Annotated in this window: 25 protein-coding genes; 11 read left to right on the forward strand and 14 right to left on the reverse strand. The window is 69.8% G+C overall.

Annotated features, from left to right (window positions below; translation table 11 throughout):
* Positions 1-81: 81 nt before the first annotated feature.
* Together KOI35_RS29790 and mqnC are read right to left on the reverse strand one after the other, a co-directional pair.
* On the reverse strand, positions 82-780 hold the full coding sequence (locus KOI35_RS29790; RefSeq protein ID WP_308121210.1) for a demethylmenaquinone methyltransferase: 699 nt from the start codon (positions 778-780) through the stop codon (positions 82-84).
* 337 nt (positions 781-1,117) lie between these two features.
* Positions 1,118-2,359, reverse strand: coding sequence for a cyclic dehypoxanthinyl futalosine synthase (gene mqnC / locus KOI35_RS29795; protein ID WP_215791944.1), 1,242 nt, complete (start codon positions 2,357-2,359; stop codon positions 1,118-1,120).
* Between the two features lie 163 nt (positions 2,360-2,522).
* Here mqnC and KOI35_RS29800 point away from each other — a divergent pair, with 163 nt between their 5' ends.
* Genes KOI35_RS29800 through KOI35_RS29810 form a run of 3 tightly spaced genes read left to right on the forward strand, consistent with a single transcriptional unit; the run spans position 2,523 to position 6,841 of the window.
* Positions 2,523-5,537: a DEAD/DEAH box helicase gene (locus KOI35_RS29800; RefSeq protein ID WP_215791945.1), complete on the forward strand. Its 3,015-nt coding sequence runs from the start codon at positions 2,523-2,525 to the stop codon at positions 5,535-5,537.
* A 1-nt stretch (position 5,538) separates the two neighbouring features.
* The gene (locus KOI35_RS29805) at positions 5,539-6,369 is read left to right on the forward strand and encodes an SWIM zinc finger family protein (protein ID WP_215791946.1); all 831 of its coding nucleotides are present in this window, start codon (positions 5,539-5,541) and stop codon (positions 6,367-6,369) included.
* A gap of 34 nt (positions 6,370-6,403) precedes the next feature.
* Complete coding sequence (locus KOI35_RS29810) at positions 6,404-6,841, forward strand: cytidine deaminase family protein (RefSeq protein WP_215791947.1); 438 nt, start codon at positions 6,404-6,406, stop codon at positions 6,839-6,841.
* 52 nt (positions 6,842-6,893) lie between these two features.
* Here the strand turns inward: KOI35_RS29810 and KOI35_RS29815 are convergent, their stop codons facing one another.
* Together KOI35_RS29815 and KOI35_RS29820 are read right to left on the reverse strand one after the other, a co-directional pair.
* On the reverse strand, positions 6,894-7,520 hold the full coding sequence (locus tag KOI35_RS29815; protein ID WP_215791948.1) for a Type 1 glutamine amidotransferase-like domain-containing protein: 627 nt from the start codon (positions 7,518-7,520) through the stop codon (positions 6,894-6,896).
* 83 nt (positions 7,521-7,603) lie between these two features.
* A complete protein-coding gene (locus tag KOI35_RS29820) occupies positions 7,604-9,196 on the reverse strand; it encodes a beta-1,3-glucanase family protein (RefSeq protein ID WP_215791949.1) in 1,593 nt (530 codons plus the stop codon).
* Positions 9,197-9,341: 145 nt separating this feature from the next.
* On the opposite strand from KOI35_RS29820, the gene KOI35_RS29825 reads away from it, so the two are divergent.
* Positions 9,342-10,307: an aldo/keto reductase gene (locus KOI35_RS29825; protein ID WP_438870629.1), complete on the forward strand. Its 966-nt coding sequence runs from the start codon at positions 9,342-9,344 to the stop codon at positions 10,305-10,307.
* On the opposite strand, the gene KOI35_RS29830 is transcribed toward KOI35_RS29825, so the two are convergent.
* Positions 10,287-11,060, reverse strand: a complete 774-nt coding sequence (locus tag KOI35_RS29830) for an SDR family NAD(P)-dependent oxidoreductase (RefSeq protein ID WP_215791950.1) — start codon at positions 11,058-11,060, stop codon at positions 10,287-10,289. The two genes, KOI35_RS29825 and KOI35_RS29830, sit on opposite strands and share 21 nt — an antisense overlap.
* Before the next feature lie 125 nt (positions 11,061-11,185).
* Here KOI35_RS29830 and KOI35_RS29835 point away from each other — a divergent pair, with 125 nt between their 5' ends.
* Positions 11,186-12,064, forward strand: coding sequence for an AraC family transcriptional regulator (locus KOI35_RS29835; protein WP_308121211.1), 879 nt, complete (start codon positions 11,186-11,188; stop codon positions 12,062-12,064).
* 941 nt (positions 12,065-13,005) lie between these two features.
* Here the strand turns inward: KOI35_RS29835 and KOI35_RS29840 are convergent.
* The 8 genes from KOI35_RS29840 to KOI35_RS29875 form a co-directional block, all read right to left on the reverse strand.
* A complete protein-coding gene (locus KOI35_RS29840) occupies positions 13,006-13,821 on the reverse strand; it encodes a class I SAM-dependent methyltransferase (protein ID WP_215791951.1) in 816 nt (271 codons plus the stop codon).
* 63 nt (positions 13,822-13,884) lie between these two features.
* Positions 13,885-14,736: a menaquinone biosynthetic enzyme MqnA/MqnD family protein gene (locus KOI35_RS29845; RefSeq protein ID WP_215791952.1), complete on the reverse strand. Its 852-nt coding sequence runs from the start codon at positions 14,734-14,736 to the stop codon at positions 13,885-13,887.
* A complete protein-coding gene (locus KOI35_RS29850; RefSeq protein WP_215791953.1) occupies positions 14,733-15,956 on the reverse strand; it encodes an MFS transporter in 1,224 nt (407 codons plus the stop codon). The genes KOI35_RS29845 and KOI35_RS29850 overlap by 4 nt, the downstream gene beginning before the upstream one ends.
* A 42-nt stretch (positions 15,957-15,998) precedes the next feature.
* Positions 15,999-16,526 carry a helix-turn-helix domain-containing protein gene (locus tag KOI35_RS29855; protein WP_246613925.1) on the reverse strand — a complete coding sequence of 176 codons (528 nt, stop codon included), beginning with the start codon at positions 16,524-16,526 and terminating at the stop codon, positions 15,999-16,001.
* 56 nt (positions 16,527-16,582) lie between these two features.
* Positions 16,583-16,891 (reverse strand): type II toxin-antitoxin system PemK/MazF family toxin, encoded by a 309-nt coding sequence (locus KOI35_RS29860; RefSeq protein WP_215791955.1) that lies wholly within the window; start codon positions 16,889-16,891, stop codon positions 16,583-16,585.
* Entirely contained in the window at positions 16,891-17,127 is a 237-nt protein-coding gene (locus KOI35_RS29865) for a YlcI/YnfO family protein (protein WP_215791956.1), read from the reverse strand. Before KOI35_RS29865 ends, KOI35_RS29860 begins: the two co-directional genes overlap by 1 nt.
* A gap of 52 nt (positions 17,128-17,179) precedes the next feature.
* Positions 17,180-17,500 carry a helix-turn-helix domain-containing protein gene (locus tag KOI35_RS29870; RefSeq protein ID WP_215791957.1) on the reverse strand — a complete coding sequence of 107 codons (321 nt, stop codon included), beginning with the start codon at positions 17,498-17,500 and terminating at the stop codon, positions 17,180-17,182.
* Positions 17,487-17,870: a type II toxin-antitoxin system RelE/ParE family toxin gene (locus tag KOI35_RS29875; protein ID WP_215791958.1), complete on the reverse strand. Its 384-nt coding sequence runs from the start codon at positions 17,868-17,870 to the stop codon at positions 17,487-17,489. The genes KOI35_RS29870 and KOI35_RS29875 overlap by 14 nt, the downstream gene beginning before the upstream one ends.
* Before the next feature lie 313 nt (positions 17,871-18,183).
* Between KOI35_RS29875 and KOI35_RS29880 the strand changes: the two genes are divergently transcribed.
* The gene (locus KOI35_RS29880; RefSeq protein ID WP_215791959.1) at positions 18,184-20,139 is read left to right on the forward strand and encodes a HelD family protein; all 1,956 of its coding nucleotides are present in this window, start codon (positions 18,184-18,186) and stop codon (positions 20,137-20,139) included.
* Here KOI35_RS29880 and KOI35_RS29885 read toward each other — a convergent pair.
* A complete protein-coding gene (locus KOI35_RS29885; RefSeq protein ID WP_215791960.1) occupies positions 20,123-20,539 on the reverse strand; it encodes a GNAT family N-acetyltransferase in 417 nt (138 codons plus the stop codon). The two genes, KOI35_RS29880 and KOI35_RS29885, sit on opposite strands and share 17 nt — an antisense overlap.
* A 63-nt stretch (positions 20,540-20,602) precedes the next feature.
* On the opposite strand from KOI35_RS29885, the gene KOI35_RS29890 reads away from it, so the two are divergent.
* The 5 genes from KOI35_RS29890 to KOI35_RS29910 are packed head-to-tail and all read left to right on the forward strand — an operon-like array spanning position 20,603 to position 23,995.
* Positions 20,603-21,235 (forward strand): transporter, encoded by a 633-nt coding sequence (locus KOI35_RS29890; protein WP_215791961.1) that lies wholly within the window; start codon positions 20,603-20,605, stop codon positions 21,233-21,235.
* Complete coding sequence (locus KOI35_RS29895) at positions 21,232-21,546, forward strand: winged helix-turn-helix domain-containing protein (RefSeq protein ID WP_215791962.1); 315 nt, start codon at positions 21,232-21,234, stop codon at positions 21,544-21,546. Before KOI35_RS29890 ends, KOI35_RS29895 begins: the two co-directional genes overlap by 4 nt.
* A 9-nt stretch (positions 21,547-21,555) precedes the next feature.
* Positions 21,556-22,434: an ABC transporter ATP-binding protein gene (locus KOI35_RS29900; protein ID WP_215791963.1), complete on the forward strand. Its 879-nt coding sequence runs from the start codon at positions 21,556-21,558 to the stop codon at positions 22,432-22,434.
* Positions 22,435-22,448: 14 nt separating this feature from the next.
* Entirely contained in the window at positions 22,449-23,189 is a 741-nt protein-coding gene (locus KOI35_RS29905; protein ID WP_215791964.1) for an ABC transporter permease, read from the forward strand.
* Positions 23,190-23,239: 50 nt separating this feature from the next.
* Entirely contained in the window at positions 23,240-23,995 is a 756-nt protein-coding gene (locus tag KOI35_RS29910) for a VOC family protein (protein WP_215791965.1), read from the forward strand.
* Positions 23,996-24,003: the final 8 nt, after the last annotated feature.

Consider the following 24,003-nt stretch of genomic DNA (forward strand, 5'->3'; position numbering starts at 1 on the left):
CCGTGCGGCTTTTCGTGGTAAAAGCCTTTTTTATCCCTCTTTAGGCCTTCCCGTACGCCCGTGCGCCCGGCCCGCCACAGGTCAGGCGGCCTTGGTCGCGCGGTGGAGCGCCACCACTCCCCCGGTCAAATTGCGCCAGCCGATCCGGCTCCACGGGCCGGCCGCGGCGATCCGGGCGGCCAGCGCCGGCTGGTCGGGCCAGGCCCGGATCGACTCGGCGAGATAGACGTACGCCTCCGGGTTGCTCGACACACGGCGGGCGACCTCGGGCAGCGAGCGCATCAGATATTGCATGTAGACGGTGTGGAACGCCTTGTTGGTCGGGCTGCTGAACTCGCAGATGACCAGCCGCCCGCCGGGCCGGGTGACCCGGGCGAGTTCGCGCAGCGCGCCCTCGACGTCGACGACGTTGCGGATGGCGAACGAGATGGTGACCGCGTCGAACGTCTCGTCGGCGAACGGCAGCTTCAACGCGTCACCGGCGACCAGCGGGACCTGCGGCCGGACGCGGCGACCGGCACGCAGCATGCCGGTGGAGAGGTCGGCGCCGACCGCGAACGCGCCCGAGCGTCCCAACTCGTCGGTCGAGACACCGGTGCCGGCGCCCACGTCGAGCACCCGCTCACCCGGCCGCAGCCCCAGGGCCGCGCGGGTGGCACGCCGCCAGCCGCGGTCCTGCCCGAAGGCGAGCACGGTGTTGGTCAGGTCGTACCGCTCGGCCACGCCGTCGAACATCTCGGCGACCTCGTGCGGCTGCTTGTCCAGGTCTGCGCGCGTCACGAGACCAACTCTCTCACTCCATCCAACCGCCCCGCCCGCCACCCAGAAGCGGACTGAAGCCGGAAACACAGAACGGGCGGGATGGTCACCCATCCCGCCCGTTTCCTTGTGCGTTATATATACGACCGCCATCGGTCGGGTCCGCGACCATCACCAGGAGTGGAGCTCCCGGCTCTGCGTCAGGAAGTTCTCAGGCCTTACGCGAAGCACCGTAACCAGGGCCGGAACACTGGCAACAGAGGTTCACGTCCCTCGTTACGAAGGAGATACCCACCCTCCCCAGTTCGGGGAGGGGTACCTGACCGAACGGTCAGCCGGAAGCCGCCGAAGAGCCCTCTCAGGAAGCTTCCACCAACGGCAACTGGGTGCGGCCGACGCCGCCGCCCGGAATCGCGATCGACGAGAAGTGGGACGTGACACGCTCATCGGTCGGGTCGTCGGCCGGGGTGTGGTGGACGGCCAGGTGGCGGTAGAGGGTGTCGCGCTGGGCCGGGGTGCGGTCGGCCGTACGGATCATCCAGATCAGGTCGTGCAGGTTGGACCGGTGCTTGGCGCCGGCCGAGGAGATCACGTTTTCCTCGAGCATGATCGAGCCCAGATCGTCGACGCCCAGGTGCAGCGCGAGCTGGCCGACGTCCTTGCCCGTGGTCAGCCAGGACGCCTGCAGGTGGGCGAAGTTGTCGAAGAACAGCCGCGACATGGCCAGGAACCGCAGGTATTCCATGCTCGTGGCCTGCGTGCGGCCCTTGAGGTGGTTGTTTTCCGGCTGGTAGGTCCACGGAATAAAGGCGCGGAAGCCACCCACCTCATGAGAGGTCTCGATCGCGTCGTCGCGGTAGCCGTTGGCGACGGCCTTGTCCTGCACGTCGCGGATCATGCGGATGTGCTCGATGCGCTCGGCGTGCGTCTCGCCGGTGCCCATCATCATCGTCGCGGTCGACGAGAGGCCGTGGCGGTGCGCGACCGTCATCACCTCGAGCCAGCGGGCGCCGCTCTCCTTGAGCGGGGCGATCGCCTTGCGCGGGCGGTCGGGCAGCATCTCGGCCCCGGCGCCGGCGATCGAGTCGAGCCCGGCCGCCTTGATCCGGATCACGGCGTCTTCGATCGAGACTCCGGAGACCTTGGCCATGTGCAGGATCTCGGACGGGCCGATCGAGTGGATCGCCAGCTGCGGATACGCCTGCTTGACGGACGAGAAGAGATTTTCGTAGTACTCCACGCCGAAGTCGGGGTGGTGGCCGCCCTGCAGCATCACCTGGGTGGCGCCGAGATCGACCGCCTCGCCGCAGCGGTGCAGGATCTCTTCCATCGGGTGGGACCAGCCCTCGGCGTGCTTGGGTGCCCGGAAGAAGGCACAGAATTTGCAGGCCGTGACGCAGACGTTCGTGTAGTTGATGTTGCGATCGATCAGGTACGTGACGATGCCGTCGGGATAACGACGGCGGCGCACCGTGTCGGCAGCCTCGGCCAGCGCGTGGAACGGCGCCTCCGTATAGATGAGCAGCGCCTCGTCGGGGGTGATCCGCCCGCCGTCGGCGGCTCGCTGCAGGATGCTGTCGATCTCCGGGTTCGCCGTCACGTAGTCGAGATTACGTCCCCCGCTCCCCAGGCGTCAGTCGGCCGGTTGCGTGGCGATGAGCACTCCGCGACCGGAGTCGGGGAATTTACGCCGTAACATGTACGGAGTATCAGCTCGGCCTCGGCGGTCGTTAGTCTCGACGCGAACTTTTCAGGGGGTGGGTGTGCTCGTCGTGCATGGCGGCTGGGTCCCGGGCACGGACCGGCCGGGTCAGCTCGCGCTCTGGGCCGAAGATCCAGATCTTCCGTCGACGACCCGTTCGCGGGCGCAGCGGCGGCAACACCCGTTCGCCGCCGGCTCCGATGCGCTGCTCCGTGAGCTGGCTACTGACGCGCTCGACCAGGCCGTCGAGGGGCTCCTGACGCTGCGGCTGCCCAGCTCGGCCGGCGGCCCGGTGCCCTCGCCGGACACCGGGGTCGAGTCGGCGAGCCGCGGCGTCCGGCTGTCCGAGTGGTCGGTGCCGGTGCTGCTGGTGCCGGGCGACGCCGCTCTCGAGGCTCTGGCCGCGCTGGCCGATCCCGGCGACTCCTGGCTGGCCGGCTCCTCCCTGCGCTATCTGAGCGTGCTCACGGCACACGCCTTCGACCTGGCCCGCCGCGGGCGCATGCTGCCCCAACTGGTCACCGAGGCGGGCGTGGCCACCGCCCGTTGGCGGCCGGTCATCACGGGTGCCGACGCCGCCACCTATCGCGACTTCGCCACGGCCATGCCCGCCGTGGTCCGGGCCACCGGCCGCGGCGTGGCCGACACGCTGCGCGATGCGCTGGCCACCCTCGTCGACAGGGCCGCCCGCACGGTCATGCCCGAGCGCATCCTGATCGGCCACCGCGCCGGGCCCAAGGCGCCGCTGCCCGACCGGTGGATCGCGGCCCTCACCGCCGACGACCCCACGCTGCCCGGCGCCAAGCCGGCCGAGGAGCGGGAGCTGCGGGCGGCGCTCGACGAATGGCTGCGGGCGGCCCACGAGGCGAACGGGCCGATCCGGGTCAGCTTCCGGCTCAGCGAGCCCGAGGTCGGGTCCGACCTGTGGGGTCTGGAGTTCGCGCTGCAGTCGGCCGAAGACCCGAGCCTCTATCTGGCCGCGGCCGACATCTGGGAGGGCGGACGGTTCCCGGGGCTGCCCCCTCGGCCCGACGAGACGTTGCTGGCCGGGCTCGGGCGGGCCATGCGTCTGTTCCCCCTGCTCCACCTGGCCCTCCAGGAGCAGGAGCCGGCGAGCCTCGAGATCGACACCGGCGAGGCGCACGAGTTCCTGCGTCAGGCGGCACCACTGCTGCAGGCGGCCGGGTTCGGCGTGCAGTTGCCGTCCTGGGCCGGGCGCAAGGGCGTCGGCCTCAAGCTGACCACCCGGTCGAAGTCGAAGAAGGGCAGCGCGTCGCGGGCCGTGGCCGATTCCGGGTTCGGGCTCGACGACCTGGTCAGCTTCCAGCTCGACCTGGTGATCGGCGACGGCGTGGTGACCGCCGAGGAACTGGCCGAGCTGGCCCGGCTCAAGGTGCCGCTGGTTCGCGTACGCGGGCAATGGGTCGAACTCGACGACCGCCAGCTCAAGGCCGCGCTCAAGGCGGTCGGTAAGCGCCGCGAGGGCGAGCTCACCGCCGGCGAGGTGCTGCAGCAGGTGATGGACGGCGGCGAGGAGGACCTGCCGCTGGTCGAGGTCGACGCCGACGGGATGCTCGGCGATCTGCTCTCCGGGCAGGCGGCCGATCGACTCGACCTGGTGCCGACGCCGCCGACGTTCCAGGGCACCCTACGGCCGTACCAGGAACGCGGTTTGTCCTGGCTGCACTTCCTGTCGCGCCTGGGCCTGGGCGGCATCCTGGCCGACGACATGGGTCTGGGCAAGACCGCGCAGACCCTGTCGCTGCTGCTGGCCGAGCGGACCGGGAACGCGACTCCGGTCGCGCCGACACTGCTTATCTGTCCTATGTCTCTGGTGAGCAACTGGTTCAAGGAGGCGGGCCGGTTCGCGCCGAGCCTGCGGGTCTACGTGCACCACGGCGGCACCCGCCGGCGCGGCGCCGATTTCGACGCAGCGGTTCGCGATGCCGATCTTGTGGTCACGACGTACGGAACGGCCGTCCGTGACCTGGAGACGTTGCGCAGTGTCCACTGGGGACGCGTCGCGTGCGACGAGGCGCAGGCGATCAAAAACAGTGGCACGAGACAGTCCCAGGCCGTACGCGCATTTCCCGCTCGCACCCGTCTCGCCCTGACCGGCACGCCCGTCGAAAATCACCTGGCCGAACTGTGGTCCATCATGGACTTCACCAACCCCGGCCTGCTCGGACCGGTCAAGAAGTTCCGCCGCCGCTTCCAGGAACCGATCGAGGTGCGACAGGACGAAGACGCCGCGGCCGCCCTGAAACGGGCGACCGGCCCGTTCGTGCTGCGGCGCCTCAAGACCGACAAGTCGATCATCTCGGACCTGCCCGAGAAGAACGAGATGAAGGTCTGGTGCACGCTCACCCCCGAGCAGGGGACGCTCTATCAGGCCGTGGTCGAAGACATGATGGAGACGATCTCGAGCAGCGAGGGCATCCAGCGGCGGGGCAACGTGCTGGCCGCCATGACCAAGCTCAAACAGGTCTGCAACCACCCCACCCACCTGCTCAAAGACGGCTCACGCCTGCCCGGCCGCTCGGGCAAGCTGGCCCGCCTCGAGGAACTCGCCGAAGAGATCATCGAGGAAGGCGACAAGGCACTGATCTTCACGCAGTACGCGGAATGGGGCTCACTGCTGCAGCCCTACCTGGCCGCGCACCTCGACCGGCCGGTGCTGTGGCTCCACGGTGGACTGTCGAAGGCCAAGCGTGACGAGATGGTCGAGCGGTTCCAGACCGACGACGAGCCGATGCTGTTCCTGCTGTCGCTCAAAGCCGCCGGCACCGGCCTCAACCTGACCGCGGCCAACCACGTCGTCCACTTTGACCGGTGGTGGAACCCGGCCGTCGAAGATCAGGCGACTGACCGCGCGTTCCGCATCGGACAGTCGCGCAACGTGCAGGTCCGCAAGTTCATCTGCACGGGGACGCTCGAGGAGAAGATCGACGCGATGATCGAACGAAAGAAGGCACTGGCCTCGTCCGTGGTCGGCACCGGCGAAGACTGGATCACCGACCTCAACACCGATCAGCTGCGCGAACTGTTCGCGCTCGACCCGGCGGCGGTGCGCTGACATGCCGATCGATCGCGAGGGACGGTTCTTCGAGGGCGGCCGGCCGATCGAGGTCGAGGGTGGCATCGCCGTACGCGCGAAACGGGGGCAGATCGGCGGCAGCTGGTGGTCCCGCAAGTTCGTCGACGTGCTCGAGCAGGTCTGCGACGGTGGGCGGCTGGCGCGCGGACGGGCGTACGCGCGTAAGGGCCAGGTCATGGACTTCACGCTGACGGCGGGCCGGGTCACCGGCCGGGTGCAGGGTTCCCGGCCGCAGCCGTACGAGGTCACGATCGACATCGCGGTGTTCGACGAGACATTGTGGACCGAGTTGACCGAGGCGCTGGGCACGCAGGCGCTCTATCGGGCCGCGCTGCTGGCGGGCGAGATGCCGCACGAGATCGTCGACCTGTTCGCCGCGCACGAGGCCCCCCTCTTTCCGAGCAATTTGGACATTTGTTGCAACTGTCCTGATTGGGGCGTGCCCTGCAAGCACGGGTCCGCGGTGCTCTACGTGCTGGCCGAGGCCTTCGACGACGACCCGTTCCTGGTGCTGGCCTGGCGCGGCCGCCCGCGGGAGGCCCTGCTCGACGCTTTGCGGGGCACGCCCGAGCCCACACCCACGGTCGACCCGCTCGCGGTGGAAGAGTCCTCTTTGGATGACCGCCTGGCCGACTTCTACACACCCGCGATCAGCCTGAGCCGCCTGCGCGAACGCCCGTCCCGCATCATCGCGCCGCCCGAGTTGCTGCTGCGAGCGCTCGACGCCCCTCCGATCCGGGTCCGCCACATCCCCCTGGTCGACCTGCTGCGCCCCGCCTACCGAGACCTGGCCACACCCCCGGACGCCTAGGATCCGTACCAGGGCAACAAACTAAGATCTGCGCGTGGAGATGCGTGAGCTGGTCGCGGAGGATCTCGAGCTGGTCGAGTTCGCGCGCGGGATCGTGGACGCCAACACCGACGGCGAGTTCGGGGTGCACACGATGGGCGCCGCGGTGCGGGAGGCCGACGGGCGGATGTTCGGCGGGATCAACCTCTACCACTTCCTCGGCGGGCCCTGTGCCGAACTGGTCGCGCTCGGGAACGCGCGCGCGTCGGGTGGGCGGGAGTTCACGACCATCGTCGCGGTCGGCAACTTCAATCGGGGGCCGGTCGGGCCGTGCGGGCGTGACCGTCAGATCCTCTTCGACTACCACACCGGGATCCGCGTCATTCTGCCTACTGATCAGGGGATTCGCAGCGTCCGGATCACCGATCTGATGCCGTTGGCCGCGCGCTGGGACCCCGACACCGGCACGCAGCCGTTCGACCCGACGCCATGACCGGCTGAGCCGCTCGGGGGCACAAGCACAAGCCCGAACCGAATGAGCCGTGTCAGGTGGTGAGCCGCCAGGAAACGCCAGACTCGTACGTGAGGTGGGCGCCGGGGGTGAAGACGTGGACGGTGGCGGGGCCGGCGTTTCGGGCCTCGACACCGTCGACGATGACGCCGGACGTTTCGGGGATCGCCAGCACGTTCACGTTGTGGCCGGCGGCCCACTCGGCGGCCGTCGTCTCCTGGTCGGGGGTGTAGTGCGGGTAGACGACGTGGCCGGCGAGCAGGTCGGCGCCGGTCGTGTCGGTCAGGCCGATGTCGTTCGGGTCGAGGATGCCGGCGATGTCGATGTCGGCGCCCAGCAGGATCGCGCCCGCGCTGCCGCCGTAGACGTGCCCGCCGGCCTGCAGAAACGCCGACAGGGCGGGGAGGCGCGAGCGCACGGCCGCGAGCAGGTCGTACGTGTTGCCGCCGGGGATGACGAGGACGTCAGCACCCGGCAAGGAGTCGGTGACCGTAAAGGTGCCCCGAGGTGCGAGCGCATCGCGGAACCACGAGACGACCGCGGCCCGGTCGGCCGGCGGCATCGCATAGGGCCACACGACGACACGCTGACCGGGGACGAAGAGCGAATCCCACAACTGCGACTCGTCGGACTCACTGCCGCCGCCTCCGAGAAAGATCACGCGTGGAAGCGTACGGGGAAACGGTCTTGATCTTAAAAAGGCGGCCCCACCACGAGAGTCCATGGTGGAGCCGCCGACACGACTCAGCCCTTGCGCCACTTCTGGTTGGCGGCGCCGACGCAGTCCCACAGGTGCAGGCGCGCCCCGTCGTTGGGGTTGACCTCCTTGATGTCGACACACCGGTTGGCCTGGGGGTTGACCAGGTCACCGGCGCCGCTCAGCACGAACTGCTGGGCCGCCGTCCCGTTGCAGGTGTAGAGCTGGATCGGCGTGCCGTTGCCGGTGCCCGCGGCCTGCACGTCCATGCACTTGCCGCCGGCCTGCAGCGTCCCGCCGGTGAAGTTCCACTTCTGGGCGGCGGTGTTGTTGCAGGTCCACATCTGCAGCGGCGCGCTGTCGACGAAGTTGGAGCTCGGCACGTCGATGCACTTGTTGTTGAGCGAGCTGATCACCGGCACACCGCCCGTGGACGGCGGCGGGTTGGTCGTGCCCCCACCGGTGAACGGCGTCAGGTGGATGCCGGCCGAGCGCGGGTCGCCGTCGTGCACGAGCGACTCGAACGCGCCGACGTCGTCGAAGGCGAACGCGTAGGCCTTGCCGTCCTGCATGTTCGCGTGGACCGCCTTGGCGTACACGTTGGTCGGGTTGTTCTTGTAGAAGTCGGCCGCGTTGGTGCTCGGCTGCGTGTCGATGGTGCCCAGCGTGCCGCGGTTGAGGGCGGCGCACAGCGTACGGGAAATGGGTCCGACGACCTGGTCGTTGGGGGCCGGCAGGTCGCCGTCGCAGCCCCAGACCGAGGAGGACGACGGCCGGTTGAACGACGCCACCTGCGCGCCCGACGAGTTCGTGAAGCGCATGACGTTGCCCGAGGTCCGACCGGTGTACCGCACGTTGGGCTGGTCGCCGAACGGAACAACGGTCAAATTCTTCCCGGTGTACGCGTTCCAGGCCGACGCGATATAGGAGTCCAGATACGTCGTGCTCATCAGGCCCGCGCCCGCCGCCTTGCCGGGTGCGAGGGCCCGCAGCACGGTGCCGTCCGACCGGGCATAGATGGTGTTACCCAGACCGGCGTTGCGGAGCGCGGCGAAAATGTTGTCGCGCCCGTTGGCGACCAGGTCACCCGTACGCTTCGTGGCCCCGCCCGCCCCGGTCACCGAGACCGCGTGCGGCACCGCGAACATGTCGACCTGCGAGCTGTTCAGCCACAGGCCGGCGTCGTTGTAGGTGAACTCGCTCCAGTCGAACAGGATGTCGCGGTTGGAGTCACCACCGGCCCACGGCGCCGGCTGCACCAGGCCGTCCGGAGTGAGGAAGAACTTGAGCTTCTGGCCGAGCGAGAAGTACACGCGCCCGGAGAACCCGCGCGGGAAGTTGATCGTCGTCGAGCCTCCGTTCCCGGCGGCGTTGATGGCCACGTCCGGGGCGGGTGCGGGCGGGTTGGCGCCGCCGCTCCACGCGGTGAACGTGCCGCCCTGGTTGACGTAGCCAAGCCGGCCGGACGACAGCTGGATGCCGATGACGTAGAGGTACACCGCGTCGCCGCGACCGGTGTTGTTGGAGACGGTGACGGGCAGGATGTTCGGGCCGATGGCCTGGGCCGCGGGTGGGGAGACCGCGACCGCGGCCGGTATGGCCAGGGCCGCTGCGACCAGGGTTCGCAGGAGGGTACGCACGGGGGAACACCTTCCGCTGAAGGGGGGAACGGGGAGAGCGCTCTCAGAGAGAGTCGGATTTGTTTCCGACTTGTGTCAATAGACGCTTGCCGATGTCGCGCGGTCCCGGGCAAACGTCGGCCCGAACGGGCATAGGGTCGAGCGCATGAGTGAGATGAGCTATCGGCGGCTGGGCACCTCGGGCCTGGTCGTCTCCGTCGTCGGCATCGGCTGCAACAACTTCGGCCGCAAGCTGGACGCCGACGGCACGCGCGAGGTCGTGGACGCGGCGTTCGACGCCGGGATCACGCTGTTCGACACCGCCGACCGCTACGGCGAGCCGGCCGGCGCCTCCGAGGAATGCCTGGGTGCGGCACTCAAGGGCCGTCGCGACGAGGTGGTGCTGGCGACCAAGTTCGGGCTCGACGTGTCCGGCCTCAACGGCAACGACTTCGGCGCCCGCGGGTCGCGCCGCTACATCGTCCGCGCGGTCGAGTCGTCGCTACGCCGGCTCGAGACCGACTACATCGACCTGTACCAGATGCACGAACCCGACCCGCTGACCCCGATCGACGAGACGCTGGCCGCCCTCGACGACCTGGTGCGTTCGGGCAAGGTGCGCTATCTGGGCAACTCGAACTTCGCCGGCTGGCAGATCGCCGACGCCGACTGGACCGCCCGGGCGGCCGGCCACACCCCGTTCATCAGCGCGCAGAACCAGTACAGCCTGCTCCACCGCGAGGTCGAGAAGGAGGTCGTGCCCGCCTGCGAGCAGTTCGGGCTGGGCCTGCTGCCGTTCTTCCCGCTCGACTCGGGTCTGCTCAGCGGTAAGTACAGCCGCGGCTCGGCACCCACGCCGGGCACCCGGTTGTCGCTGCCCCGCTACCAGCGCTGGCTCGACGGTGCCGACTGGGACACCATCGAGGCGCTCACCGCGTTCGGCGCCGCACGCGGCCACAGCCTGCTCGACGTGGCGATCGCCGGCCTGGCCGCTCGTCCGGCCGTGACCAGCGTGATCGCGGGCGCGACGACGGCCGAGCAGGCGCACGCCAACGCGGCAGCCGGATCGTGGGAGCTGTCCACGGCCGACGTCGCCGCGCTGGACCAGGCGCTAGAGCCCGAATCCGCCTGACACCTCGACGTTCTGGGCGGTGATCCACCGGCTCTCGTCGCCGAGCAGCGCGACGATCGCCGCCCCCACGTCGTCGGGTTCGCCGAGCCGGCCCAGCGCCGTCTGCCCGGCCAGAATCGGAATCATTTCCGGGTACGCGTCGAAGCCCACCACGCCGTCGGCATCGGCCAGCCGGGTGCGGGTCGGGCCGGGCGAGACCGCGTTGACCCGGATCCCGCGGACGGCGAGTTCCTTGGCCAGCACCCGGGTCCACACGTTGAGCCCGCCCTTCATCGCCGCGTAGGCCGTGTATCCGGCGTCGGCCGCCCCCGACGGCAGCGCCGAGTTGCTGCTGACGTTGACGATCGCGCCACCGTCGGTGAGCAGCGGCAACAGCGCCTGGGTGAGGAAGTACGGCCCCTTGAGCAGCACCCGCAGGAACCGGTCGAACAACTCCTCGGTCACGTCGGCGAACATCGCCATCCCGCCGAACCCCGCACTGTTGACCAGATAGTCGAACGAGTCACGCTGCCAGTTGTCGCGCAGCGCGGCCGCGACCTGCTCGCGGAACGCCGGGAACTCCTCGGTCCGCCCGACGTCGAGCCGGAACGCGACCGCCGTCCCACCCTCCTTCTCGACCAGCGCCACGGTGTCGCGGGCCCCGCTCGGATTGCCGCTGTAGGTGACGATCACGCCCACGCCGCGCCGCGCCAGCTGCACCGCCGTCGCCTGCCCGATGCCCGAGCTGCCCCCGACCACGATTCCGACTCGCATGATCCAACCCCTTTTCCCGTACGCCGTCATTTCGTTGCTTCTATTCGAGCAGCTCGTGGGATTTTCGAGTAGAACGAGACTGGCTCTCACTTGCCTATTACTCCCATCGCGAGCAGGCTGGTCTCGTGGACGAGTTGCGCGCACTCCTCAACCGGCACGCCCGATCCGGTAGCACCACGGCGATCGACGGGATGCTGATCGGGCGGGCGGAACGGGCGTACGAGGAAAGCACCTCGATGTCCGGGACTGTGCTCGCCCTCATCGCGCAGGGGGCCAAGACGCTCGCGCTCGGCGACCGCGTATACGAATATCGGGCCGGGCAATACCTCGTCGCCTCGATCGACCTGCCGGTGACCGGCCATTACACGGAGGCGCCGGCCCTCGGTTTCGGGCTCGTGCTCGACCCGGCCGAGATCGCCGCGCTGCTGCTCGAAGCTCCGGCCGGCTCGCTACCCGCAGCCACCGGTTCGCCGTCCGCGATCGCGGTCAGTGACGCTCCCGCCGAGCTGATCGACGCCGCAGTCCGCATGGTGCGACTGCTGGAGACCCCGCGCGACATTCCGGTGGTGGCACCCCTGATCCGCCGCGAGATCCTGTGGCGCCTGGTCAGCGGCGAGCAGGGCGCGGCCGTACGGCAACTGGGCCTGACCGACAGCAGCCTGTCCCACGTGGCCCAGGCCGTGCAGTGGATCCGCGACAACTACCGCGAGTCATTCCGCGTCGACGACGTGGCGCGACGGGCCGGGATGAGCGCGTCCGCGTTCTACCGCAACTTCCAGGCGGTCACCGCGATGAGCCCGATCCAGTTCCAAAAGCAGATCCGCCTCCAGCAGGCGCGCCTTCTGCTGGCCGCCCGCCCAACCGACATAACCGGCGTAGGCCACCGAGTCGGCTACGACAGTCCGTCCCAGTTCAGCCGCGAGTACCGCCGCCAGTTCGGCGCCCCACCCAGCCAAGACGCAGCCCGCCTGCGCGACCGGTCACCCGCACCGGCCGTTCCGTGAGCCTGTCCACCATTCAGCCGCAAGTACCACCCGAGCTCGGCGCCCCACCCAGCCCGCCCGCACCGGCCGTTCCGTGAATCTGTCCACCAGTCAGCCGCGAGTACCGCCCCGAGCTCGGCGGCCCCACCCAGCCCGCCCGCCCGCGCAGCCAGACACCCGCACCGGCCGTTCCGTGAGTCCGTCCACAAACTCAGCCGTGACTACCGCCGCCAGTTCGCCGCCGCCACCCAGCCAAGACGCAGCCCGCCTGCGCGACCAGACGCCCGGGCCGACCGTTCCGTAAGTCTGTCCACAGTCTCGCGATATCCACAGGGCAGGCGCTCGTCGACCGCCAAGATTCGCCCAGCCCCGTAAAATCCGTGGTGGCCGGGGGCGCCCCCGGTGGAGGGCGGGCTCTGCGCTCGGCCGACCACCAAGACCACTGCGCATGCCGGCTACGCGCGCAAGCCCACCGGCCAGCAGCGCCGAGGCGGGCAGGCCCAAGTCGCCGCGGTCGGTGCAATGCCGCAGCGACCCGGTGAGCGCCAAGTCGATAACGGCCAGCGCCGCGAGCCGCCGCCCCGCCTCATCAACCAGCTCGCGACGCCATCCAGCGTCCCGGCGAAGGCCGGTTATGAGCCGACGCGGGCGGGCCAGGCGCCACGGTCGATGCGATGCCCGCCTCTGCCCGCTGAGCGCCAAGTCCATAACGGCCCTGCACAGCAGCGCCGCGAGCCGCCGCCCCGCCTCATCAACCAGCTCGCGACGCCATCCAGCGTCCCGGCGAAGGCCGGCTGTGAGCCGACGCGGGCGGGCCAGGCGCCACGGTCGATGCGATGCCCGCCTCTGCCCGCTGAGCGCCAAGTCCATAACGGCCCTGCACAGCAGCGCCGCTGGCAACGCCATCCAGCGTCCCGGCGGATGCCGGTTAAGAGCGGATGCCGGTCAAGAGCGGACGCCGGTCAAAAGCGGACGCCGCCCGCCAGCAGCGCCGACGCGGGCAGGGCCAGGTCGCCGCGGTCGGTGCGGTAGGGGGCAGTCAGCTCGTCGAACGCAGCCCGCACCTCGGCCACGACCGACGGCGGCTGGGCGTCGAGGATCAGCCCGGCGGTGCTCAGGCCGGCGGCCGGCCCGGCCCACCAGTCGTCGGCGGTGATGTGCAGCGTCCACGAGACCGTCGAGCAGGTGACCTCGGTCAGGCCGGCGCTCTCGAGCAGGGCGGACAGGCCCGATTCCGTACGCGGGAAGTCCTTCGCCGGTTCGAGACGGGGCATCGTGGCGGGCCGTTCCGCGCCGGCGGCGTCGAAGATCTCGCCCCACAGCCGTTGGGCGGTCGGCGGCGGGGACGGCCAGAGCGTCACCGCAACCCGCCCGCCGGGACGGGTCACCCGCGCGAGTTCGGCCACCGCGGCGGCCGGGTTGCCGACGTGGTTGATCACGAAGTTGGCCACGGCGACGTCGAAAGTGCGCGCCGGGAAGGGCAGCACCGGCAGGGTCGCGAGCACGGTCGCCCCGGGTGGAAGGCGGGTCGCGGCCAGCTCGAGCATGGACGGTTCGGCGTCGGCGGCCATCACCGTCGCGCCACGGGCGGAGGCCAGGGCGGCCACCGTGCCGGTTCCGGTGCCGGCGTCGAGCAGGTGATGCCCCTTGTCGACCTCCGCCGCATCCAGCAGCGCCTCGGCCGGATGCGCGCAGAGTCGTGCGAAGCTGCGGTCGTAGGCGACGGCACGCCCGGCCCAGCGGGCCCGCTCGTGCCCGTCGAACTGGGGACTCTTCATGGCCCGACGGACCCTAGCAAGCGGGGTCAAATGCGGCGTTGACCACCGCATCGCCCTCGGAGATCAAACTTCGGCGAACAGCGGGCCTTCGGCGGGCAGCGGGGGAACCTCACCGCGAGCCGCCGCACGGCGGGCGAACTCTCGCACACCGGCGATCTGGCGCTCGCCGAGCGAGAAGTCGAGCGCCCGGAAGTAGGTGGCCAGGGTCTCGGCGTCGAACGGTTCCCAGCGGGCGGCCGAGGCGGCGACCTCGTCGAGTTCGCCCAGGCAGAGGTCGCGGGACCGCTGGAACGCCTCGTGCACCTCTTTGACCACGCCGGGGTGGGCGGCCGCGAACTCCTTGCGGACGGCCCACACCGCGAACACCATCGGCAGGCCGGTCCAGTCGCGCCAGGCCTGGCCCAGGTCGGTGACCTGCAGGCCGAGGCGGGGTGCCTCGTACATGGCGCGGAGGGCCGGGTCACCGATCAGCACGCCGGCGTCGGCTTCGATCAGCATCTGGGTGAGTTCGGGCGGGCAGCGGAAGTATTCGGGCTCGGCGCCGTACTGCTCGGCCAGCAACATCTGGGCCAGCAGCACGCCCGTTCGGCTGGTCGAGCCGAGCGCGACCGGCCGGCCGTCGAGCTCGGCCAGCGGCCGGGTCGAGATCAGGTTGACGCTGAGCACCGGGCCGTCGCTGCCGACGGCCAGGTTGGGCAGTAGCAGCAGGTCGTCGGCGTGACGCAGATATTCGACGAGCGTGATCGGGCCGATGTCGAGGCGGCCCGCGACCAGGTCGGCGCTGAGCCGCTCGGGCGTGTCTTTGTGCAGGTCGACATCGATGAGGGCGCCGGACCGCATCAGACCCCAGTAGATCGGGAGGCAGTTGAGGAACTGGATGTGCCCGACCCGGGGCCGACCGGCGCTGTCGCTCATGCTGCGACGCTATCCCGCACCGGCACGGAACCGCTCGCGACCGGATCCGATGGTGGCTCACGTCGCACCACCAGCGCCCCGGCCAAGGTCATGACCAGGCCGAACGCACCCGCTGCGGCCACCAGCAGGCGGGCGTCGAACTGGTCGACCAGCGGTCCCGCGGCCAGCAGCCCGATCACCCCGGCGCCCTGGACGGCGGCGCCCAGCGCGGCGAAGGCCCGGCCGTGCACGGACCCGGGGGTGCGGCCCGCGATGATCACCATGACGAAGACGTTGATGCCGCCGTTGCAGATACCGCCGGCGATCCACAGCGGGAACAGCCAGCCCGGCCCGGGAACCGTCGCCCCGACAACCATCGGCAGGCACGATCCGGCCACGACCATGAGCACCGCGGGCACGCTGATGCGATGCGGCGGAACCCGGCTGAAGATCACGTTGCCGAGCAGCATGCCGGCCGTCCACGACGCCGCGACCAGGCCGAATACGGTGGTCGAGGCGCCCAGCGTGTCCCGGATGAAGAACACCTCGAACACGTTGATCGCACTGACCCCGGCGATGGTCGCGGCGAGCACGCCGATCATGACCGTCAGGGTCCGGTCATCCCGCAGACGCCACTTCGCGAGGTCGGCTTGGTGGGCTTTCAGACCTTTCCTTCGCGTACGCAGGAAGAGCGCAGCAACCACAAGCGCCAGGTAACTCGCCGCGTCGAGCAGCAGCGGCAACCGGGCTCCGGTCGACCCGACCAGGAAGCCGGCCAGTGCGGGTGCGACCAGCATGCCGATGTTGCCCGCGGTCTGGCTCAGGCCGCTCGCCTTGGCCAGGTCACGACGCTGCACCATCTCGGGCAGCAGCGCCGACAGCACCGGCTGGGTGAACGCCAGCCCGCAGGCCAGCAGCGTGACCAGCCCGATGATGGCCACCGGGGAACTGACGAAGGCCAGGGCCAGGCAGACCACGGCCTGGGCCAGCGGCACGACGGTCAGGATCGTGCGGCTGTCGGCCCGGTCGGCGAGCCGCCCGGTGATCGGCGCGAGCAGGGCCAGCGGCACGCTCGCGGCCAGCAGCAGCCCCGACACGGCCAGGCCGCCGTGGCCGCTCTGCTGCAGCACCAGCGCCAGCGTCGTCGCCGCGAGGAAGTCGCCGCAGACCGACACGGCCCGCGACCCGGCCACGACGTAGACGTCGGACCAGCGCGTTGCATCGCCAGATGTGAAGGACATACTTCGAAAATAGTCCTTCACATCTGGTTCGCGCCAGCCCCCTTACTCGTCCGGGAATGCCAAATAGTTCAGATGGACGCGCCGGGCCCCGGCGGGAGGATCGGATTTCCGCGTACGCATGAGGTAGGGCTCGATGAGCTCACCGACCCGCTCGTTGAGCTGCCGCAACTCGTCCGCGGTGAGCAACAGCTGGCGGCTGCTGATCGTCCCCGCGTCCCGCCACTCCTCGGGTTCGGTCAGCTCCCGGGCGATGAAGTCACGGGCACGCGCCATGTCCCGCTCGAGAAAGATGTCGACCAGGGCCGACCGCGCCGACGCCGACTCCGGGTCATCCTGGTCGGCGTCGATCCGCAGTCCGGTGCCCGTGCTCCGCCAGAGCCGCTCGCGCCCGTCCCCGCGGCTGGGCGCCTGCTCGACCAGCCCGTATTTGGCCAGCTCACGCAGGTGATAGCTGATCGCACTGGGCGACAGATCAACCAGCGCCGCCGCCTCGGTCGCCGTCACCACGGCCCCGGTGTTGTTGAGATGCTCGACGATCGCGATCCGCGCCGGGTGGGCCAGAGCCCGCATGACTCGCGGATCCGTGATCCGAGTCCCTCCACCGTGCCCGCGCTCGCGCTCGTCCGTCATGGTCCGGTCTCCAGGTCGTACGCCGCGAGGATCGCCTCGGCCAGCGCGGGTTCCTGCCTGGGCAGCAGATAGCCCACTCGCCGGCCGATGGCCGAGCGCGGGATCGTCGTGACGTTGTCGCAGGACACCACCGAGTCATGGTCGAGCCCGTTCGCCTTGCCGACGGGCACCTCGGTCGACAGGCCGCGAATGGTGCCGGTGATGGGCGCGACGGTGATGGCGTTGAGATAGGGCCGCACGTGCTCGCGCGTGAGCACCAGCACGGGCCGGCTCTTGTCGAGGTCGGCCAGGTGGATCGGCCGCATCAGTCGAGGTCCAGCGACCGGCCGCCGGCCCAGGCAGCGAGCCCGTCGAGATCGTCGCGGTCGTTGCCGTCCGCGGCATAGATGGCCGCATCCCGCTCGGCGGCGGCCCGGCGGCGCTCCCGCTCGAGGGCGCGCACCACCACCGCGGCACGACTGGCCGCAGACCCGGAACTCACCTGTCCGTCGACAAACGCAACAAGCTCGTCCGGCAGCCGTACAGCGATCTGAGTGCTCATACCCAAACGGTACCTGCGTGGGATGCAGCCCGATACCGCCGTCGGAGCAGGGTCACGCCACCTTGAGCTGCTCGTCCCCGAAGTCGGCGATGAGCCTCAGCGTGCCGCCGAGCGCCTCGATGTACCGCGCGAGAACGTCGTGGGTCGAGACGTCGCCCGCCTCGATCTGGGACACGCGCGCCACGGAGACGCCCATCCGGGTCGCCACCTGGTCCTGCGTCATCTCGCGCCGCCGGCGCATCTCGGCCAGACGCCATCCCCGCGCCTCGTCGAGCATCCGGCCCAGGCCCGCCTCAAAGGCGTCGGGCCCACCCGCCGTCTCGATCGCGCGACCCAGGTGCTCGGTGTCCCGCCAGCGCTTAGTCCCGCTCATCCGTCATCTCCCCCTGCCGCTCCTCGAGATAGAGGGCAAAGCGCTCCTCCGCCTCCGGGACGGCGTCTCGATACCACCGACTGAAGTTTTCCGACTTGTCTCCCGCGACCAGCAGAATCGCTGAGCGCCACGGATCAAAAGCGAACAGGATGCGGATCTCTGTTCGCTTTCGAGAGGACGGTCGCAACTCCTTCAGATTGGCCAGCCGGGAGGCGGTGATGCTGTCGACCAGAGGTCGGCCCGCACCTGGCCCGACCCGCTCCAACACGAGTATCGCCTGGTTGACGAGCCGACGAGAGTCTCGGTCGGACTCATAGAGCGCGTCGAGAAAATCCTCGACCTGCTCGGTCATGAAGATCTCCCATTCCATCGGACACCTCAGGCGGGTTAAGAATATGCTTAACTCGGGGAAACGCCGAGGCCAGGCTGCGGTATTTCAGGGACTCGAGGTGCGGGGGACATTGCGCCCTGTCAACCACCCGAACTCGGTCATCCACAGCCCAGGCGCTATCCACAGATGCGGGGTAATTCGGTGGAGGCGCCCGACCAGGTGGCGTAACGTGGATGGCCGCTTGACGGCCGTGGTGAGCATGCACCGCAGCGGACGTCCCCCCGCGCCGAGCGGCCGACGTGGAACCCTCGGATACGCGAGCAGCCAGGAACCACCTGCCTGAGGATGCACCGTGCCCGCATTCGACCTGGACGCCGAACTCTCCGCCGAACGACACCACCTGACCGAGTCGCGCGCCGCGCTCGCCCGGATGCGGGGCCGCGCCGAGGAGCTCTTCTCGACCGGCGACCGGGTGGCCGGCGACGCCTACACCGCCGAGCAGCTCGGCCGCCACATGGCCCGTCGCGTCAAGGAGCTGGCCGACGACCCGACGACGCCGTTGTTTTTCGGAAGGCTGGACATCGACGACGCGGCCTATCACGTCGGCCGCCGCCACGTGACCGACGACGCCGGTGAGCCGATGGTGCTCGACTGGCGCGCGCCGCTCTCCCGCAGCTTCTACCGGGCCAGCGTCCGCGACCCGCAGGGCGTCGCCACCCGGCGCCGGTTCGGGTTCGTGCTGGGTGAGCTCACCAGCTTCGAGGACGAGCATCTCGACCGCGGCGAGGAGCTGGGCACCAAGAGCCGCATCCTGACCGCCGAGATCGAGCGCCCCCGCGTCGGTCCGATGCGCGACATCGTGGCCACCATTCAGCCCGAGCAGGACGAGCTCGTACGGGCGGACCTGGCCGACTCGATCTGCGTGCAGGGCGCGCCCGGCACCGGTAAGACCGCCGTCGGCCTGCACCGGGCCGCCTATCTGCTCTATCTGCACCGGGAACGGCTGCGGCGCTCGGGCGTGCTCATCGTCGGCCCGAACACGGCTTTCCTGTCCTACATCGCGGCCGTGCTGCCGGCTCTGGGCGAGGTCGAGGTGCAGCAGGCGACCGTCGAGGAGCTGGTCGGGCGTTTTCCCGTACGCACGATCGACTCCCCAGCCGCAACGCTGGTCAAGAACGATGTGCGGATGGCCGACGTGCTGGCCAAGACACTGTGGCGCAAGCTCACCAAGCCGACCGAACCGATCATGGTGTCGGACGGCTCGTACCGGTGGCGCATCGATGCCGAGCCACTGCGCCGGATCGTCGACGAGGCACGGCGCGAGAATCTCCCCTACAAAGTGGGCCGGGAACGGGTCCAAAGCCGGGTCGTCGCCCTTCTGCAACGACAGTCCGAATATCGCACCGGGAACTCGCCCGGCGAGGGCTGGCTGCGCAAGATGGGCAAGGTCGCGCCGGTGACCGGGTTTCTCGAGGCAGCCTGGCCCGCCGTGACGCCCGAGTCGCTGGTGGCCGAGATCCTCACCGATCCGCCCGAGGGCCTGCTGTCCGACGAGGAACGTGACGCGATCCGCTGGGCCAAGCCGCCCAAGACGGTCAGGTCGGCCAAGTTCAGCGCGGCCGACCTGGTGCTGATCGACGAGGCGGCCGGGCTGCTCGAGCGCGAGACCAGCTTCGGGCACGTGGTGGTCGACGAGGCCCAGGACCTCTCCCCCATGCAGGCCCGCGCGATCGCCCGGCGCAGCGAGCACGGGTCGATCACCGTGCTCGGCGATCTGGCCCAGGGCACCGCGCCGTGGGCCGCCGCCGAATGGCAGACGACGCTGGGTCACCTGGGCAAGCCGGATGCCGCGGTGGTGCCGCTGACGGTCGGTTTCCGGGTGCCTGCCTCGGTCGTCGAACTGGCCAACCGCCTGCTGCCGATGCTCGGCGTCGACGTGCCCGAGGCGGTGTCGCTGCGCCGCGACGGCGACCTGGTGATTGTGCCGGTGTCCGATCCGTCCGATCTGGACGCCGCCACCCTGACCGAGGTGACCGCGGCCCTGACGCACGAGGGCTCGGTGGCCGTGATCGCCGCCGATGCCGCGGTGGAACGACTGGTCATCGACAACCCCCGGGTCGAGGTCGTGCCGGCCAGCATGGTCAAGGGCCTCGAGTACGACCACGTGATCGTCCACGAGCCGGCCGACATCGTCGACGCCGAGCCGAAGGGTCTCAACCGGCTCTACGTGGTGCTGACGCGGGCCGTCTCGCGACTCTCGGTCGTACACGCAAAGCCCCTGCCCGCGCCCCTCATGAAAGCGGCTTGACCCAGCGCGACCAGTCCTCCTGACGGCGATATCCACGGGCGGCCCAGATCGCGTGGCCCCGCTCGTTGCCGTCGAGCACCATCGCGTCGACCCGCGTGCCGCCGAGGGCCCGGAACCGCTCCTCGGCGGCGTCGATCAGGGCCGCTCCGATGCCCTCGCGGCGCCGGCCGGGCGCGACCGCGAGCCGGTAGAGGTGACAGCGCCACCCGTCCCAGCCGGCGATCACGGTACCGACGATGCGCTCGCCGTCGAGCGCGACGATCAGCGCCTGGTCGTCGCGGCGATGCAGCGCGGCCAGGGCCTCGGCCGTGTCGGCGGGACGGCTGTCGTTCTCGGCGGCGGTCGTCCAGAACCGCAGAATCTCGTGGAGTTCCGAGGTCAGCGCGGGTCGCAAGATCATGCCCACCACCCTGTCAACTTTATGGCACAAACCTCTTTGACTTTGTGCGGTAAAGTTCTTTGCATGACCCCGATAGATGACGACGCTCCCCCTCTGAACCCGGCCGAGTCCCTGGCCCTCATCGAGCGCGAGCGGCGCAACGTCGGCCGTGACCTCTCGCCCGACCCGCGCGTGATGTTCTGGCCGTGGGGCATCGCCTGGCTGGTCGGCTTCGCCTTCTTCTTCCTGCGGTTCGGCCCCGACGGCCGGGTCTTCGTCGACATGCCGCAGTGGCTGCCGCTGGCCGTCCTGCCGGTGCTGATGATCGTCGCGGGCATCGTCACCGGCATCGCCGGCAGCCGGGTCAGCGGTCGCGTCAGCGGCCCGAGCAACCGCCAGGGCATCATGTACGGGATCAGCTGGTCGATCGCCTTCACCGGCTTCTCGATCCTGTTCGCCCAGTTCAGCCAGCTGCTGCCGGAAGAGAAATCGGGCCTGCTGTGGGCCGGCGGCATGGTCGCGCTGACCGGCGCGCTGCACATGGCCGGCGGCGCCGTCTGGAACGACCGCGACCTGTTCGTCCTCGGCGCCTGGACCAGCCTGATCAACATCGTCGGCATCCTGATCGGACCCGGCTGGCACTCGCTGATCGTCGCGGTCGCGGGCGGCGGCGGCATGATCGCGGCCGGGATCGTCGGCTGGGTACGCATGCGATGAGCGACACCAACGAACCGCTGGTCACCGAGCTCGACCCGGTCATCCACGCCCAGGCCCGGCTACGCGTCGTCTCCGCCCTCTCGGTGTTACGCGAGGACGACCGCATCACGTTCCCCCAGCTCCAGGAGTCGCTGCGGATGACCGCCGGCAACCTCTCGGTCCACCTGCGCAAGCTCGAGGACGCGGGATACGTCGAGGTCACCAAGACCCATCAGGGCCGCACCCCGGCCACCCTGGTCCGGCTCACCCGCCGCGGCCGGCTCGCCTTCGACGACTACACCGCCGCGCTCCGAGCGCTGCTGAATCCGTGAGGAGAAGCCATGGTCCTGGCCCGCGCAGTTGATGTCACCCGCCGCTACGGCGACAACCTGGCCCTCGACGGCGTCAATTTCGAGGTCGAGCCGGGCGAGCTGGTCGGCCTGCTCGGCCCGAACGGCGCCGGCAAGAGCACCCTGGTCAACCTGCTGATCGGCATCCGGACGCCGACCTCGGGCCGGGTCGAGCTGTTCGGCGGCGACCCGCGGCAGCCGCAAAACAGGCGGCGGCTGGGCGTCACTCCACAAGAGACCGGTCTGCCCGCGTCGCTGCGGGTCGGCGAGGTCATCGACTTCGTGTCCGCCCACTACGACGACCCGCTGCCCAAGGCCGAGCTGCTCGACCGGTTCGGGCTGACCGATTTCGTACGCCGGCAGACCGGTGGACTGTCCGGCGGTGAGAAGCGGCGCGTCGCCGTCGCCCTGGCGTTCCTCGGGCGGCCGCAGATCGTCTTCCTCGACGAACCGACCACGGGCCTCGACGTGGAGGCCCGCCGGTTCCTGTGGGACGCCATCCGCTCCTTCTCGGCCGAGGGCGGCACGGTCGTGCTGACCAGCCACTACCTGGAGGAGATCGAGGCGCTGGCCCGGCGGGTGGTGGTGATCGGGGGTGGCCGGGTGCTCGCCGACGACACGGTCGACGCGGTGCGCGGCCTGGTCGCCGTCCACCGGGTCAGTCTCACCGTGGCCGGCGATCTGCCCGAACTCGACGGCATCGTCAGCGCCGAGCGGGAGGGCGACCGGTTGCACCTGCTGACCGGTGACGCCGACCGGCTGGTGCGCGACCTGGTCGCGTACGAGGTCCCGTTCCAGGGCCTCGAGGTGCGCCCGACCTCGCTCGAGGAAGCGTTCCTCACCCTCACGCGCGAACCCGTCCCGGCCTGAGAAAGGGAACAACGATGACCTCGCTCGCGCTCACCCATGCCAAATTCCAGATCATCGAGACCGCGCGCATCCCGATCGCCCTGTTCGGCAGCGCTTTCTTCCCGTCCGCGGCGATGCTCGCGTTCGTCGTCCCGTTCGTCGGTGACAATGCCGAATACGCCACCACCGCGACCGCCTCGATGATCACTTTCTCGGTGATGTCGACCAATCTTTTCCAGTACGGGGTGGGAGTCGCCGAAGATCGGGCGCAGCCCTGGGATCCGTACGTGCGAACTCTCCCCGCCGGTGCCGGACCTCGCTTCGCCGGCCGCATCCTGGCCGGCCTCGCGCTGATGTTCGTCTCGCTGATCCCGGTGATCCTGATCGCCACGTTCCTGACCGAGGCCACCGTGACCCCGGCCGCGTTCCTGATCACCGCGGCCACCACGGTCGTCATCGCCATCCCGTTCATCCTGATGGGACTCGCGATCGGCTACTCGATGCCGCAGAAGGCCGCCATCGTGGTCGCTCAGCTGCTGTTCTTCCCGCTGGCGTTCCTGGGCGGACTGATGACCGGCCCCGGCCTGGCACCCGGGTTCGTGGAAAATCTGGCGCCCTATCTGCCGACCGGTGGTGCGGCCCGCCTGATGTGGGCCGGGGTCAGTGATTTCCCGTACGACGCCGGCTCGATCGCGGCCCTGGCCGGCTGGACGATTGCCCTAGGTTGGGTGGCCGTATGGGCCTATCGACGGGATGAGGGTCGTCGGTTCAGCTAGAACAACGACACTTAAGCCCGTGCAAAGGTGCGCGATGCGACGATGCGCGCATGACCCCATCGACTCCTGGATCACCTGCGTGGGTCGATCTCGGTACCGCCGATCCCGTCGACGCGGAACGGTTCTACACCGCGTTGTTCGGGTGGACGGCGGAGGTGGCCGGCGACTACACCACCTTTCTGCTCAACGGCCTGCCGGTGGCCGGAGCGGGCCCGCTCTACGGCGTCGGGCAGCCGACGGCCTGGAGCACGTACATCGGCACCAATGACGCCGACGGCGTCGCGCACCGCGTGGCCGCGGCCGGCGGCAAGGTCCTGGTCGAACCGTTCGACGTGCAGGACCAGGGCCGGATGGCCGCGTTCCTCGACCCGGGCGGCGCGCCGTTCAGCGTGTGGGAGCCGGGCACGATGCGCGGCGCCGAGCTGATGGACGTACCGGGCGCCCTGACCTGGAACGAGCTGAACACCCGCGACCTCGACGGCTCGATGTCCTTCTACCGCGCGGTGTTCGGCTGGCAGTTCCGCAACAGCTCGATGTCCGGCGTCCCCTACGTGGTGGCCAAGGTGCGCGACATCCCGGTCTGCGGCATTCAGGCGATGCGCCCCGAGGACTGGCCCGACGACATCGGACCGCACTGGGTGGTCTACTTCGCGGTGCAGGACGTCGACCGGGCGACCGACCACGCGCTGGCTCTCGGCGGCAGCGTGCTGATGGTGCCGACCACGCTGCCGATCGGCCGGTACGCCGTGCTGACCGACGCCCAGGGTGGCCTGTTCGCCGTGCTGGGCGGGCGCAGCCGGCACTAGCGTCTGTC

Source organism: Paractinoplanes bogorensis (genome assembly GCF_018829635.1).
GTDB lineage: Bacteria > Actinomycetota > Actinomycetes > Mycobacteriales > Micromonosporaceae > Actinoplanes > Actinoplanes bogorensis.